Origin of the sequence: Clostridium sp. 1001283B150225_161107_B6 (assembly GCF_015556325.1) — a bacterium.
Lineage (GTDB): Bacteria > Bacillota > Clostridia > Lachnospirales > Lachnospiraceae > Enterocloster.
The window spans coordinates 17,815-33,657 of sequence record NZ_JADNMD010000003.1; the positions used below are offsets into that span (position 1 = coordinate 17,815).

Consider the following 15,843-nt stretch of genomic DNA (forward strand, 5'->3'; position numbering starts at 1 on the left):
GAATTTTAAGATTCGTAAATACGAAAAGAGCTGTGGCTTTCACAAAATATATGAACAGCCGCAACTCTTTTTTGTTACAAACCCATTATTCATTTAGCCCATGGAAAAAAATTTGTCATGAATGACCTGTACGGCCTTCTCCGCATCCTTTTCATCCACCAGTACGGATATCTTAATCTCGCTGGTGGATATCATATTGATATTGATGTTGGCGTCGTAAAGCGCCTCAAACAGGGTTGCCGCCACGCCGGGATGGTTAATCATGCCGGCTCCCACCACGGAAACCTTTGCAATATGGCTGTTGGTCTCCAGGCGGCCAAAGCCAATGGACTCCTGATGCTCCCTTAACAGCACGGCTGCTGCCTCCAGGTCGGACTGGGCCACGGTAAAGCAGATGTCCTTGCCTTCCTCATGACCGATTCCCTGTAATATGATATCCACATTAATATGGTTCTGAGCCAGCAGGGAGAACACCTTAAAGGATGTGCCAATCTCATTGGGCACCCCAATCAGGGCTATCCTTGCGATATTTACATTCTTAGCCACACTGCTGATATATGATTTCTCCATGCGTTTTGCAACCTCCTTCACCTTTGTACCCGGATGCCCTGTAAAGCTTGAGAGCACCTCCAGCTTTACATTGTATTTCTTTGCCATTTCCACGGAACGGTTGTGGAGCACCTGGGCCCCCAGGGTAGCCAGCTCCAGCATCTCATTGTATGTAACCTCATCCAGTTTCCTTGCGTCCTTCACAATTCTTGGGTCAGCCGTATACACCCCGTCCACATCCGTGTAAATCTGGCACAGGTCCGCCCGGAGGGAAGCAGCCAGCGCAACCGCCGACGTATCGGAGCCGCCCCTGCCAAGGGTGGTGATGTCCTCGTAACGGTTAATTCCCTGAAATCCTGTGACAATCACGATTTTCTTCTGATTCAGCTCTGTCTCAATGCGCTCCGTGTCCACCTTCTTGATTCTGGCATTCCTGGCAACGGTATTGGTAACCATACCGGCCTGCCATCCGGTCAGGGAAATAACCGGGTATCCCAGCGCCTCCACCGCCATGGCGCAGAGGGCCACGGACATCTGCTCCCCGGTGGACAGCAGCATATCCATCTCCCGGTTGGAGGCAAGGGGATTGATTTCATTTGCCTTCTCAATCAGCTCGTCGGTGGTATCCCCCTGGGCGGACAGCACCGCCACCACCTGGTTGCCGGCCTTGTATGTATCCGTGATGATTTCAGCCACATGGCGCAGCCGGGCGGCATCAGCCACAGAGGTTCCTCCGAATTTCTGTACAATTAAGCCCATATGTCATTCCTTTCGTCCATACATTGTATCCCGCCAAAAAGCGGCGGCCCCAAAGGCCGCCGCCAGCAAGCGCTTATATTTAAATATTTTACACGCTGGATTTTGTTTGTCAACCAAATCCGGCCTTATCTGCTATTTCTCCAGGTTCTTCCACTTGAAGTCCGGAACCACATCCGACCACTTATTAATGCCGATAATTGGCTTTGCAAACTCAGCGGCCTCCAGGGTGGCGTTCTTCTTGTCGATATCCCGGAATACCTGCCATATCTTCTTGCGCTTGGTAGCCACAATCAGGTTGGGCTGGTTCATGTCGCACTCCCACAGACCAAACTTCAGTCCGTCTTTGGCCTCAGAGGGAGCGTCCACCTGACGGCTGACCGTGTAGGCATCAATATACGGATTGCTGTCCACCAGGTAATAGGAATAGGCGTAAGCCGCAGCCTGAATCTCCGGAATATTGCCCCTGGTGGGGCTGTAGGATGTAAAGCCCTGCTCCGTAAGGATGATGTGGCGCACATTGCCTGCAGGCGCCCTCAGGGTATCCTGTACGAAGTAATCCGTCAGCACGTTTAAGTTGGCAAAATTGATAACCAGTGAATTGAAATCATTTGTAAACAGTCCTGTGGACTGCGGGTCATCCCAGAATTCCGGCTCTGTCATGGGGCATGGATAGGGATGATAGGCCAGGCCCCAGTCCATCTGCCCCTGGGTGTTGGCTATGGAGTTAAAACTGTCCACTATCTCCTTGCCTCCGTATTTAAGCTTGCCGTCAATCTCGTTCATCCAGTTATAGTCCAGCGAGAAATATACCCGGTCATTGGCATTGGTGCTCTTAATGGCTGTGTAGATAACGCGGAAAGCCTTCTGGTATGCCTTCACATAGTTTGTCAGGTCCATGGGACCCATGTAGTTCCACTGCTGGTTGTTAATCTCATTGCCGATAATCCAGTTCGACACCTTCCCGTAATTGGGGTTATTGCCGCTGTAATGCTGGGCCAGGAAGGAGGCGATTGCCTTTGTCTGGTCAAATCCGGCCTCGGTTTCAGCATTGAACATATAGTAGAATGCATTGGAATTCTTCTGGGTGCCGGGATACACCAAATCCGGCGTATTGGGGTTCCAGTCATTGAGCAGGATAACCGTTACAGTCATTCCCTTGTTTGACAGCGCGCTGATGGTCTTGTCATAAGCGTCCACCACGCCTTTGTTAAAATGGTAGGTTTTGCCGTCATACTGGTATTCAATTCCCGTTCCCATAATCTGGGAAAATGCAATGTTGGTGGTGACATGCTTCACGCCCAGGTCAAAGGCATCGCTGAGCATGTCAATCTCAATCACAAGCCCCTTTTTGGTCAGCGGGTCGTTAAAGGGCGTCTGGTTCCCGGCAATCAGCTCAGGATTGGTTATGTAGTGGGGCTGGCTGACCTTTGTAAACCTGGTCCCGTCAAATACAGCCAGGACAAACCGGCTGTAGAGCTTATCCTGGGGTGTGCCCAGGTTCAGGGGCACGCTTACCGAGGCGCCGCTTAAGGCCGGGGCGGAAGCAATAAAGTCGCTGCGGCTTCCCAGCTCTTCCTCATAGGGCTGCATCTCAAATACATAGACGTTGCCGTCCGTGCCCGTCGCATCCCCGCTGCTGGAAAATCCAATCTCTACGTTCTGTTTATCTCCTGAAATCTTACAGGAAGTAATCTGTCCCGCCACCAGCGGCGTAAATGCCTGGGCCTCTGCCTGGCTCTCCGCCTGGGCCGTGGCTCCAAAGGCCGTAAAGCTTCCCATAAATGCCGTGCCGCACAACAGGGCCGCCGCCAGGGTCAGGGCCTTACCTCCTTGAATGAATGGTTTCTTCATTTATGAATTCCTCCCAACTTTCTCCAAAATAGGATACATGATACATCATACATAAATAAGTTTACTTTTTCACTGAACTTTTTATTACATGTCTCTTAATTTTCCATCTGCTGGGAGTGACGCTTTTACGCGGCTCATACGCTTCTATCTGCTGGAAACCTTTCCTTCCGCCAATTCATAGAGCCTGTCGCACACCGACGCCAGCTCACTTTCATTGGGTGAACAGTATACAACTCCGATTCCCCTGCTCTTTGCAAACTCCAGAAATTCCCTGACCGAATTCCTCATCAATATATCCGTGCCCGAAAACAGATTGTCCATGACAATCAGCCTTGCCCTGGCTATAATCCACTTATACAGGGCCACGTTCAGCTGGCACCGGTGGCTCAGCGTCTCTATGGGACGTTTCAAATCTTCCTCCCGGATGTCCAGCAATGCCAGGTAATCACAGGCAACCGCCTGCTCCAGCTTCTCCCGCACCCCCACTCCGGGTGCAAAGTATTCCAGACCGGCAATGGTCAGGTTTTCGGCAACATCCAGCTTTGGAAAAAGGCTCTTCTTGTAATCCTCAATATATCCAAAGCCGTATCTGACCATGTTCTTCCTTCCGCCTGACAGCTCCACCTGACGCCCGGCCAGCCAGGCGCTTCCCGATTCCACCTTCAGTTCCCCGCTGAGAAGCCGCACAATTTCCCGGCAGTATGTTTCCTCCGGATGGATGAAGCCCACCACCTCGCCGGGGCACACGTGAAAACTCACGTCCCGCAATTCCCTGGCCCGCACCTCCCGTACCGCGAGAAGCTCTGTTCGCCCGCTGCGTTCTGCCTGGGACCGGGTGATTTCCCGTCCTGCCTTCCGGTTCCCTCCGATTATAATGCGGTCAATTACCTGCCGGTCAAATTCCTCCCGGAACAATACCGCCGCAAGGCTCCCTTTTCTCAGGATGGCCAGACGGTCCGCTGCATCCAGCATGATTTCCGGCCTTGTGTCTATCCACACAATGGAGACGCCCCTCTCCTTAAGCCGCGCAACAAGCTCCTTCATATACTGGATTTCCTTCAGTGTATAATCCCTTGCGATTCCGTCCAGCACCAGCACCTTCATGCCGGCGCAGCAGGCCCTGCATATCTCTATGGTATGGCGCTCCATCAGGCTTAAGCTGCCCACAGGGGCCTGGAGCCTGCACTCCACCCCCAGCGCCTTAAGGGTTTCCCTCATGCGGATGGTTCCCTGCCTGGCCGGAAAGGCCAGGCAGCCCTGTTTCTGCAGCAGACACAGGTTTTCTTCCACGGAAATATCATTGATGACCGATGTCTTATACCGGACGCAGAATATTCCGGCGGTCTGGGCCTGGCGGATGGAGGCAAAGGCTGCCGGTCTGCTGTCCACATACATCCTTCCCCCGCTCATGGAAGTCCTGCCGCTGATGATATCCGCCAGCACGGACTTGCCGCTTCCGCTGAGTCCTGCAACGCAAAGCAGCTCCCCCTTGTACAGGGAGAGACTGATATCCTCCAGGGCCTTTATATCCCCATATGCCTTTTTTATCTCATCCAGCCGTATCTTTTCGATTCTCATGACTCACCGCCCTTCGAATCAGCGGCAGTGGGAAGAATGATTTCCACAATGGTGCCAATGCCCGCCGTACTGTATACCTTGATTCCGTAGTCATCTCCGTAATAAAACTTAATCCTCTGGTTCACATTGGGAAGGGCAATTCCGGTATTCCCCCGCTTTCTTATGTCCCTGTCCTGCCGGTAAATATGACTGCCTTTGGCCAGCCTTTCCCTGATATCATCCACCTGCTGCTCCGTCATGCCCATGCCGTTGTCGGCAATGCGGATAATGAAGCGTTCCTGTGTGCTGTAAGCGTACACGCTGACCTGCCCCCCTCCCACCTTTGTCTCCAGCCCATGGTGGATGGCGTTCTCAATCACAGGCTGTATGGTGAGCACAGGAAGCTTGTACTGCAGCAGTTCCTCATCCTCTATCTTCTGCTGGTATTTGAATTTGCCCGGAAAGCGGTATCCCTGAATCAGCAGATAATTTTTCACATTGCCCAGCTCATCCTTAAGGGTGGCCATCTCCCCGGGCCTGCTTATGCTGTACCGGAACAGCATGGACAGGGACTCTGCCATCTGGGCTATGTCCTCTGAATCCCGTATAATGGCCATGCTCCGGATGGTATCCAGGGTATTGTAGAGGAAATGGGGGTTAATCTGGCTTTGCAGGGCGTGGATTTCTGCCTGGGACGCCAGCATCTGGGAGGTATATTCATTTTCCACTGACTGCTTTACATACTGAATCAGACGGTGTATGGGCCTGCCGCCTTTTAAATCCGCCATATGGCTCTCAGGCTCTGCAATCATTTCAGAAATCTTCTCTATCTCCCGCAGAGGGCCCAGGAACCGGACGCAGAACACTGCCAGCATCACTGCCTGGTACAGGAAAAACAGCAGCAGCACAAAAATTCCTGTCCTGGTCCTAAAAGGCCCGAATAACAGGAAAAGAAACAGAAGCATCACAACGATACGGTCTGCCAGCAGCAGATAAAAATAGGAACGGTTGGTCTGCAGCTTCCTCATCATAGGCACCACCCATCAAACATAAAACCTGCGGTACTGCGTTGGTTTCACACCGGTCATTTTGGAAAAAAGCTTGCTGAAATGCCGTTCATCCTGATACCCCACCAGACAGGCAATCTCTCCGATGGACTTCTCAGGGCTCCTGAGCATTTCCTTTGCCTTGTCAATACGCACATCAATCAGGTACTGGGTCAGGGTCTGGCCTGTCTCCTTTTTGAACATGGCGCTCAGATAGGCGGGGTTCAGAAACACGATATCGGCAATGTCATTGAGGGTGATATTCTCACTGTAATGCTCGCCGATATACTCCTTAATCATCCGCACAGGGCGGCTTCCCATGCCGTCCTTCTGCCGCTGGCACAGCTGGCAGCTCACATTGATGTAATCCGCCCATACCTGTTTCAGCTGATTCAAGGCAGTGCAGTTTTCCAGCCGCCTGATATACGGCTCGGTATCGGGAATCTCATAGTCCTTCATAATGTCTGAAAATACAAGGCCGGCCCTCTTTAGCATCTCCTCCAGAAAGCCGTAAAGCCTGTAATACCGGTACTGTCCCTCCACCGCCCGGTTCATGGCCTCCTCCCCTATGAGCACAAGCTTCCCCGGCGCCAGAAGCGGAACCTGCCGTTCCAGCTTTGCTTCAAATTCTTTGGGAAGGGCATAAGAATCCTTCTTATAATTCTCCGGCAGCCTGTCATGGCGGATAACATTTCCCACGCCCAGGTCAATGCGCAGCATCACGGATTTCACAGCCGTGTCCAGGGAAGCCGGCAGGTATTCCGGGGAGGAAACACGGCTGCCGATTCCCACTGTCATCTCAAACAAATCATTCTTGTATTCCGTGCGCTCCAGCATCTCCTCCAGTTCGGAGCATATGTGGTCCAGGGCAGGCTGGCCGCCGTCGTAGTTCAGGCAGATATAGCCCCAGGACCGGCTGATGATGAACTCCGTATCATGGCAGCAGGCCTTCAGCTTCCTCATGATTTTAACGGTTATGGTCTCAACGGCCTGTTCAGGCACCTGGTATTCGGAATCCGACACACAGTCCAGCTTGACTGCCGCCATGGTGAAACAGCTGCCCCTGAAATCAAAGATATCCTTAGTTCTCCCAGACCTCAGCGCCTGGCCAAACTGCACTCCATCCCCCACCAGAAGATTCTGCAGAAGGTTCTTGCGCAGTATCCCGTTGTTGGCCGCCAGCCGGTCCTCCATACGGTTAAACTGCATCTGCTGCTCCTTCCTGCTGGCCCTCTGGCTCTCCAGCTTGGTAAGGACATCGTTCAGCTCATCCTTCCTGACAGGCTTTAACAGGTAGTCCGACACGCCGTACTGAATGGCGCTTCTGGCATACTCGAATTCACTGTATCCGCTGATAATCACAAATTCCACGGGAATCTGCTCTTCCCTCACATGGCGTATCAGGTCCATTCCGCTCATTCCCGGCATCCTGATATCTGTTATCACCACGTCCGGCTTCAGCCGGCGCACCATTTCCAGGGCAGTGATTCCGTCCCCTGCTTCCCCTATGATTTCCACATCTGTCTTCTGGCGGTCAATCAGGCTTTTTATCAGCAATATAATATTAATCTCATCGTCAGCAATCAGAACCTTCAACAGACTTGTCCCTCCCCAGACCATCATCCATTCTTGGCTGCCCGGTTGGATGCATACCCGTCCAGCGCCACTGCAAACAGGATAAAGATGCCAATGACAACCTGGTGCCAGAAGGTGTTGACGTTCAGCAGGCTCAGGCCGTTCTTAATGGTTGCCATGAGTATTGCCCCAAAGGCAGTGCCCACCATATTTCCCTTTCCTCCCGACATGCTGGTTCCGCCTATGACCGTGGCTGCAATGGCATCCATCTCATACGCATTACCGGCCTCAGGCACAGCGGCCTCGCTTCTGGACGCCAGTATCACGCCCACTATGGCGCAGAGCACTCCGCTGAGCATGAATACCAGAATCTTTATTTTATCCACATTGATTCCCACCAGCTTGGCCGCGTCCTCGTTGCTGCCGATGGAAACCGTATATCTCCCAAACTTTGTCTTATAGAAAAGATAATAACATACCAGAAGAATAATCAGGGTGAGAATAATTGGAAATGGGATGACCCCGATATATCCCTGGCCCACAAACTGGATTTCCGGATATTTCAGTCCATAGAGAGGGATTCCCTTTGTGTACACATAAATCAGGCCGCGCAGTATGCTCATGGTTCCCAGGGTGGCAATAAAGTATGCAATCCTGAGCTTTGTCACCAGAAGGCCGTTAATCAGACCGATGAATGCCCCCAGCAGGATTACCACGCCAATGGCCAGATAAATATTGTAGCCGCCCAGTATCATGGCCGCCAGTACCATGCCGCTGATTCCCACCGTGGAACCCACGGACAGGTCGATTCCTCCCAGGGAAATGACAAAGGTCATTGCAAAAGCCACAATGGCCGTATAAACCGCCTGCCGTATCCCAATCATGATATTGGAGAATTTCAGGAAATTAGGGCATGCAATGCTGAGTCCGATGAACACCACCAGATACATGCCTATGATTCCCACCCCGTTTACATTGAGTACATTTTTTAATGCTTTATTTTTCATATGCCCTCCATTATATCAGATATAAGAATTACAATCAAATACAGCTACACGGAGTAATGCTTGATTTCTTCCGTTGTGGCTGATGCTGCATCCATGGCCTTAGTCACCCTTCCCTGCTTCATCACAAGAATCTTATCGCAGATGCCCAGGACCTCCTCTTCCTCTGAGGACACAATGACAACGCCGTTTCCCGACTTCACGCATTCACCGATGGCTTCATAGACCTCTGTCTTCGCGTTTACGTCAATTCCCCTGGTAGGTTCCTCCAGGAGGAACACATCCCCTCCCATCATCATCCACCTGGCCAGCATTACCTTTTGCTGGTTTCCTCCGCTCAGCGCGCTTATGCACTGCCTGGTTCCCTTTGCCTTTACCCGCAGCTTTTCCATATAATCCCCAGAGGCCCTGTTCTCCAGCCTGCGCGTCAGGGTCCTGCCTCTGGAAATCTGCTTCAGGGACGCGATGGTTATATTCCATGCTATGTCCTGCTTCAGGAAAAGGCCGTCCACCTTCCGTTCCGCCGGAACAAATGCAATTCCCGCGTCCATGGCCGCCCTGATTGCGCCGGCCTTAAGGCTTCCTCCATGTATCCTCACCGCCCCGCTGTCATAGGCCATGGCTCCGAACACAGCTCTTATGACCTCGTTTTTACCGCAGCCTTCCAGGCCGGCCAGGCCTAATATTTCCCCTTTGTGAAGTTCAAAGGAAATGTCCTCGAAAAGTCCCTTTTTTGTAAGCCCCTTCACCTCCAGCAGGGTTTCCCCCATGGGGACCTTTGTTTTTGGATACTGGTTTTTCAGTTCCTTTCCCACCATGGCCGATATGATTCGGTCCACCGTATAATCCTTCACATACCCCTCCGACACCTTCCGGCCGTCCCGCAGCACACTGACCCGGTCGCAGATTTCCATCAGCTCATCCAGGTGATGGGAAATGAATATGATGGAGTGTCCCCCTTCCTTCAGCCGCCTGATAACCTTGAACAGCTGCTCCCTGTCGCCTGCCTCCAGGGCCGCAGTCGGTTCGTCCATAATGATAATCTGCGCATCCGCGTACACGGTTCTGGCTATCTCCACCATCTGTTTCTGGGCCAGGGGCAGATAGCGCAGGGGCCTGTCCAAATCCATGTCCACATTCAGGCTTTCCCTCAGGACCTTGCCTGCAATCTCCCTCATCTGCTTTTGCTTCAGGTGCGATACCAGGGACCTCCTGTCGGTCAGTTCCCGGTTCAGGAATATGTTCTGCACTGCATTCAGGTCCGGCATCACGCTTAATTCCTGGTATATGGTGCTGATTCCCAATCTCTGGGCATGGGATGCATTCTGGATATCCACCTTATTTCCGCCCAGAATAACGGAACCCTTATCCATCCTGTGGATTCCGCACAGTATCTTTATCAGGGTGGATTTACCGGCCCCGTTTTCACCGATAAGCCCCAGGACCTCGCCTCTGTGAAGAGTCAGGTCCACTCCCTCCAGCACCCTTACGCTTCCAAAGGATTTATAGACACCCTCCATTTTTAAAACAACATCTTTTTCTGAAAACATCCATCCACCTCGCTCTTACTATTCATACCACTCAAAGGGCGCCTTCCTGTATGTCCCGTACTGGTCTATGTCATGACTGAAAAGCACCTGGGCGTGATACCTGTTTTCCAGCTTCCGTATACGGTCAATGGTCCGCTCAAATCCTCTTGTATCATAGGCCAGCCCCGGGTACTGCATGGGCGGACCGTAGTTCATGGCGGTATTGACAGCGTCCGATGCCACAATATAGTTCCCGCTTCCCGGCAGGGTCACCAGCAGCCCCATCATCCCATAGGCATGGCCCGGTCCGAAATTCAGGACGCGGATGCCCGGATACAGCTCCATTTCCTCCTCGTCCATGGTTTCCCAGTTAAGTTCCGCTGCCAGCCAGGCCTCAATGTCCTTTTTTATGTAGCCGCCCGAGGTCCTTCCCAGTCCGTACATGCGCATGGTCTGGGTGAATTCCTGGTCGCTTACCAGAATCCTGGACTTTCTGAAAAATTCCAGTCCCCCTGCATGGTCCTCATGGAGATGGGATACCACCACCCACATAATATCGTCAGGCCTGTATCCCAGACTCTCCAGGGCATTTACCACAAAATGGCTTTCCTCCAGGGCCACCGGGGTCCGTTTCCTGTTTCCCATATCCCACCGTTCTGTCATGGCCCCGGGATGACAGCCCGTATCAAACAGGACAGGTCCCTCCTCATTTTCTATGAGCACATAGTAGACCGGCGATTTTACCCAGCGGCTCATTGTCTCCCTGTGCTCTGCATCCGCCAGTGTGGGCATGGCCACCATATTGGCCAGGTCGCATTCAATCATACCTCCCGGTATAATAAACATCCTCTTATTCCCCATACAGATTCCTCCTGATATAAGACGGGCACAGCAATCATCCCTGCTGTGCCCATGAGTCCCTGATTATTCAAATATTACCCGGTCCAGCTCGCCTATGTTGTTCTTGTCATATACCTTGGAAGGCCGGTTGATTACCTTTTCCACGTTCTTGCCCTCGATGCAGAAGTCGTTTACGGCGTCAATGATATCCATGCCCGTTCCGTACTCACCTACGTCGATGGTGGCGGTCATCTCATTGTTTTCAATTGCTGCCACGCCGTCCTTGGTGCATCCGTATCCGATGGTGTCAATCTGGTCTAACAGCCCTCTCTCCTTGATGGATACCAGGCCGCCCAGCACCATTTCATCGTAATCGCCGAAAATCAGGTTGATGTCAGGGTTGGAGGTAAGGATACTCTCGGTGACGCTCTGTCCCTTTTCCCTTGTCCAGTCAGCTGTCTGGGAAGCCACAATCTGTATATTGTCCCTGCCCTGGATTCCCTCCTTAAAGCCGTCGATTCTCATGGTGTTTACAATGCCTGCATAACCCTCCAGAACCGCCAGCTTCACATCCTTGTCCCCGTAATGCTCTGCCACGTATTTGCCGATTTCCAGTCCGGCGTTGTACTGGTCGTATCCAATGCTGGATACATAGTAAATATTGTCCTTGTCCAGCTCCGTCATATTAAACAGGAATACCGGAATATCCGCCTCTGCCGCCGCCCTCAGATAGGGGAGCATGGAATTATCACTCTCCGTTGCCAGGGCAATGGCATCCACTCCCTGCTGTATCATGCTCTCCATGATGTTGCCCTGCTCCGTGATGGTGCTTGTGTTGCTGGAGGGAGCCTGTACCAGCAGTTCTATATCCAGCCCCTTATCCTCTATCTGTTTCTTTGCTCCGTTTATGGTCATGGTATAGGCTGTGTTCATAGTAACCGGAATCAGCCCCACCTTCAGGGTCCTGTCCTTGATGGAGCGCGGCTGGACAGCATACCCTACGCCTTCCGTGCTTTCCGTCTCAGTTTCCCGGCTCTCCTCCGCCTTGGTTTCCTCCGCCTTCTCTGTCTGCTTTGTCTCCTCCTTGGCCTCCTGTGTCTGGGCTGCAGCGGCAGTCTCTGCCGGCTTCTGGTTGGAAGTGGCGCACCCCATCAGAGAGATTGTGGTTGCTGCTGCAAGCAGCAATGCTAGTCTTCGTTTCATCCCGTTTTCTCCTCCTGTACATTTTATACAACTCTTAGTTATTTTCTACACACCAATCATACATTATGCACAGTTGTCTTTCAATGAGGTGATTTTTATATTTTGTGGGGTGTTTTTAGATGTTTGGACACTCCGAAGTCACTGCGCCGTATTTTACCAGCTGCTGTCCGACTCATCCCCGCTGTCGGATTCGCTTTCCTCTCCGCCCGGATGCATGTTGAACATAAAACTGTAATCCCGGCCGCTGTCAGGCACCCATCTTCCTCTGTAGGATGAATAATCAAAATATGAATCAAATTCACCTCCCGGGCTTCTGACTTCGAATACCACCGGAATTCTGCCTGCTTCCTTAATGGTCCTTTGTATACTTCCCGTATGCCCGCCCACGGTCAGCCTTGAATACACCAGATATGTATATGTATTTTTAAAGATTTCATCTGTCATTCCCGGCAGCCTGCGCACCGCCGTTTCCAGGTCTTTCATCATGACTGTACGGTTGGAGGCATAGGCCAGAAGTTCTGCCGGAGCCATCCTTGGCATCAAACCCCAGGTGTTCTTTACCTGAGGCCCTGTAATATCCGCCCTGGCGTCAGCCATGTAAATACCGGCCAGATGGGTAATGGCACACAGAATATAGTTATATATCTCCTTATCCAGCTCACTCGCCGCGCCTTCGGAAGGTATATAGGAAGCGTCATAAGTCCACCACAGACTTCTTCCGTATTCCTCAAAGAAAGCCCGGATTTCATCAAACCCCATGCCGAAGGATATCTGGTTGCTTCTGCCGGCGTCCTTTAATGCAAAAAAGCTGTGCAGTAGTTTTATTTTATATTCCTTCAAATCAGCATTCTCCTCCAGGTCCGTGTAAACAGAAAATCCACCATTGACCTGTTTTGCAGTCACCTGGTACAGAACCGCTCCCTGCTCTGAGGAGTAACGCTCCAGAAAGTCCTCCAGAAACGCCATGATTCTGAGATTCTGGTTCCGTTCTTTATCCTGTCCTATTTTGAGAGGCTCTGTAATCATTTCAATGGTCCTGGTTGTATCTCCCATATCGGAGAACAGACGGATTACCGTATCTGCCCCATGCTTTACTTCTAAAAAGGTCATGCTGTCCGGTGATTTTTCCAGGTCGAAGCGCACCTTATAAGGCAGTTCGCACTCCATGCCAAAGGTCCATTCTTTATGGCTGCTGTATTTTCCACTCATTATATCCTGCTCCTTATATTTTATTTAGAAAAGCTTTTCTGAACCCAGTATAACCCGGATGCCGCCCCGGGCGCCCATAGTTGGCATGGATTGCATATTTCCGGTCATCTGCGGTTCACGGCAAGACCGCACAGCAGCGCATCCGTTCCCGCACAAAAAAAGCCCCGGCAGAGGATTCTCTCATCCTCCGCCGGAGCTTTTTCATATTTCACAATGCCTCATCCGGCCTCCGCCACCCGGAAGCCCTTGGACTCCAGCATATCCCTGCACTCCCCATCCAGGTGCATGCAGTATACTTTGTGTCTCAGCTCCTTTGGAACCGTTTCTTCCAGGACGCCCACGTAACAGTGGCTGGGATGGGGCGGATTGTGAAGGGATGTGTCGTGGTACACGGCGTCCAGCTTCCCCTCCTTAAGCATTCCGGCAATCCGCTCCGGCATCCGGGCGGAATCACCGCTGTAATAAATACGCCTTCCTTCCGCCTCCAGAAGATATCCGAAGCAGTCCATGTTGTCCGCATGCTCCACCGGCACCGGCTCTGCCCTGACACAGTCCACTTCACCCGGAAGCTCCCGGTAATAATCGTAAAATCCATCCTTGATGCCCATAAGCCGCAGCAGCTCCACCACGGTGTCCCTGGGATGAATGACGCTGATTTTTCTTCCCAGAATACAATAATTGTAAGAAATCAGGGAGCCCAGGCTTCCCACGTGGTCTGCGTGCAAATGGGTCAGCAGCACATATATCTGCCTGTATTCCCTGAGATTGCTGCGTTTCATCAGAAGCTCGTAAACCGTTTCGCCGCAGTCCACCAGAAACAGGCATCCCTCCGCCTCAAACCAGGCGGATGTATTTCCCATGGCAGGATTAAAGGCGCTGCCGCATCCGAAAAAATGCAGGTCTAAATATTGTTCCATAACGCTCCTCCTCTTATGCTCTCTCATGCCCTCCTTTATTCCTTCATCACTCTTTGATTCCGGCGCTGACAAAGCTGTTCATAAACTGCTTTTGCAGGAAGAAGAACGCTATAAGCAGCGGCAGGATAATGATGAAGGTGGCTGCACAGACATTGGCCCACTGCATGTTGGCCTCCTTGGACTTTGCGAAGATGGCAAGTCCCACGGTCAGTGTACGGTTGGAGGGTGAATTGGTCACAATCAGAGGCCACAGGTAATTATTCCAGTGATAGCTGACGGAAATGACCGCAAAGGACATATAGGCGGGCTTTGCGCAGGGCATATACACCCTCCAGATGGTCTGCCATGTGTTGGCCCCGTCAATCCTGGCAGCCTCGGCCAGGGCCTTTGGTATGGATTTAAAATGCTGTCTCAGCAGGAAAATGGCCAGGGCGCTTCCAAAGAACGGCAGCATGATGCCCACCTTGGTATCGGTGAGTCCCAGGTCAGCCAGGGTCATGAAGTTAGGGGTGATGAGCACGTCATTGGGAATGATAATCTGCATAAAAATGACTGCAAACACCAGGGTCTGCCCCTTAAAATCCATGACAGCCAGCGCATAGGCGGCCAGGGTGGAGGTGACGAACTGCACACAGAAGGTCACTGCCACCAGAATAAGCGTGTTCAGGTAATACTGGGCAAAAGGAATGGCATTCCACACATAGGCCAGGTTCCCAAAGGTAAAGCTGCTGTTGGGAAGAAAGGTCATGTGGAAGGTGGGTTCGCTGAAGGCAGTCCCCACCAGCCATACCAGGGGAGCCAGCCACATAAGCGCCAGGGCCAGGGCGAAAACAGAAATTGCAGTACTTTTAACTTGTTTCATACCGGCTCCCTCCTTTAATTATAATGTATCTTCTTATCCTGGCTGATGAACCTTGGCAGGGACACCACAAGAAGAAGTCCCAGCATGATTACGGTCAGGGCCGATGATACGCCGTAGTTGAAATTGGTGAAGCCCTGCTGGTAAATATAGTACAGAAGCAGGGTGCTTGCATTGTTGGGCGCTCCCTCTGTCATGATGACCACATGGTCCACCAGCTTAAAGCAGTTGGTGAAGGCGATGGTGGACACAAACAGGAAGGTGGGCGCCAGCAGGGGAATGGTGATGCGCCTGAACACGGTCCAGTTGCCTGCCCCGTCAATCCTGGCAGCCTCCATCACCTCGTCGGATATGCTCTGGATACCGGACAGGAAGAATACCATCAGGTATCCGGCCTCCTTCCATACATACATCACCGCCATGGCCGGGAGCACCGTATTCTTGCTGGACAGCACATTCATGGGTTTTAACCCCATGGCTATCAGCAGCTGGTCAAAGAGTCCGTTCTTTGCCATGTAAATAAACATCCACACGCTGGCAATGGCAATCATGGGCATGACCACCGGGTAGAAATAAGCCGTGCGGATAAATCCCACCCGTTTGCCCTTGCGGTTTACCAGAACCGCCAGGCCGAGGCCCACCGCCATACTGGGAATCACCGTCATAAGGGCGAATACGATGGTATTTTTCATCACCTTCCAGAACAGCTTGGAACCGGCCAGCTTCACATAATTCTCAAGGCCGATGAACTCGGCGCTGTCCATACCAAGCTTGTACTTTGAAAGGCTTAAATACAGGCTCCTGAATATGGGGAACACTGTAAATGCCAGCATAAATATAAGCGCCGGGGCCATCAGGGCCCAGGCCGTCGCATTATTCCTGATTTCACGCTGCTTCTTTGTCTTGGTTTTCATCCTCTCACCAGCCTTTTCATATTCCGCCTGC

General features: G+C 51.9%; 13 protein-coding genes. All 13 read right to left on the reverse strand.

The features are described 5' to 3' along the window. Positions 1-93: 93 nt before the first annotated feature. The 13 genes from I2H39_RS08545 to I2H39_RS08610 all read right to left on the reverse strand — a co-directional run bounded on the left by I2H39_RS08545 (position 94) and on the right by I2H39_RS08610 (position 15,812). Positions 94-1,308, reverse strand: coding sequence for an aspartate kinase (locus tag I2H39_RS08545; RefSeq protein ID WP_195626260.1), 1,215 nt, complete (start codon positions 1,306-1,308; stop codon positions 94-96). Positions 1,309-1,440: 132 nt separating this feature from the next. Continuing rightward, positions 1,441-3,159 (reverse strand): DUF5722 domain-containing protein, encoded by a 1,719-nt coding sequence (locus I2H39_RS08550; RefSeq protein WP_195626261.1) that lies wholly within the window; start codon positions 3,157-3,159, stop codon positions 1,441-1,443. Between the two features lie 144 nt (positions 3,160-3,303). Further along, positions 3,304-4,737, reverse strand: a complete 1,434-nt coding sequence (locus I2H39_RS08555; RefSeq protein ID WP_138306793.1) for an ATP-binding cassette domain-containing protein — start codon at positions 4,735-4,737, stop codon at positions 3,304-3,306. Next, positions 4,734-5,747 (reverse strand): sensor histidine kinase, encoded by a 1,014-nt coding sequence (locus I2H39_RS08560; protein ID WP_138306792.1) that lies wholly within the window; start codon positions 5,745-5,747, stop codon positions 4,734-4,736. The genes I2H39_RS08555 and I2H39_RS08560 overlap by 4 nt, the downstream gene beginning before the upstream one ends. A 12-nt stretch (positions 5,748-5,759) precedes the next feature. Continuing rightward, positions 5,760-7,385, reverse strand: a complete 1,626-nt coding sequence (locus I2H39_RS08565; RefSeq protein WP_240305278.1) for a response regulator — start codon at positions 7,383-7,385, stop codon at positions 5,760-5,762. Next, on the reverse strand, positions 7,382-8,344 hold the full coding sequence (locus I2H39_RS08570; protein ID WP_138306791.1) for an ABC transporter permease: 963 nt from the start codon (positions 8,342-8,344) through the stop codon (positions 7,382-7,384). The genes I2H39_RS08565 and I2H39_RS08570 overlap by 4 nt, the downstream gene beginning before the upstream one ends. A 44-nt stretch (positions 8,345-8,388) precedes the next feature. Then, the gene (locus tag I2H39_RS08575; RefSeq protein ID WP_243129872.1) at positions 8,389-9,861 is read right to left on the reverse strand and encodes a sugar ABC transporter ATP-binding protein; all 1,473 of its coding nucleotides are present in this window, start codon (positions 9,859-9,861) and stop codon (positions 8,389-8,391) included. A 48-nt stretch (positions 9,862-9,909) separates the two neighbouring features. After that, on the reverse strand, positions 9,910-10,731 hold the full coding sequence (locus tag I2H39_RS08580; RefSeq protein WP_138306789.1) for an N-acyl homoserine lactonase family protein: 822 nt from the start codon (positions 10,729-10,731) through the stop codon (positions 9,910-9,912). A gap of 63 nt (positions 10,732-10,794) precedes the next feature. Beyond that, a complete protein-coding gene (locus tag I2H39_RS08585) occupies positions 10,795-11,913 on the reverse strand; it encodes a sugar ABC transporter substrate-binding protein (protein WP_138306788.1) in 1,119 nt (372 codons plus the stop codon). 153 nt (positions 11,914-12,066) lie between these two features. Next, positions 12,067-13,122: a hypothetical protein gene (locus tag I2H39_RS29150; protein ID WP_227146407.1), complete on the reverse strand. Its 1,056-nt coding sequence runs from the start codon at positions 13,120-13,122 to the stop codon at positions 12,067-12,069. 218 nt (positions 13,123-13,340) lie between these two features. Beyond that, a complete protein-coding gene (locus I2H39_RS08600; protein ID WP_138306786.1) occupies positions 13,341-14,039 on the reverse strand; it encodes an MBL fold metallo-hydrolase in 699 nt (232 codons plus the stop codon). A 46-nt stretch (positions 14,040-14,085) separates the two neighbouring features. Continuing rightward, a complete protein-coding gene (locus I2H39_RS08605; RefSeq protein WP_138306785.1) occupies positions 14,086-14,901 on the reverse strand; it encodes a carbohydrate ABC transporter permease in 816 nt (271 codons plus the stop codon). A gap of 14 nt (positions 14,902-14,915) precedes the next feature. Then, a complete protein-coding gene (locus I2H39_RS08610; RefSeq protein WP_065551786.1) occupies positions 14,916-15,812 on the reverse strand; it encodes a sugar ABC transporter permease in 897 nt (298 codons plus the stop codon). Positions 15,813-15,843: the final 31 nt, after the last annotated feature.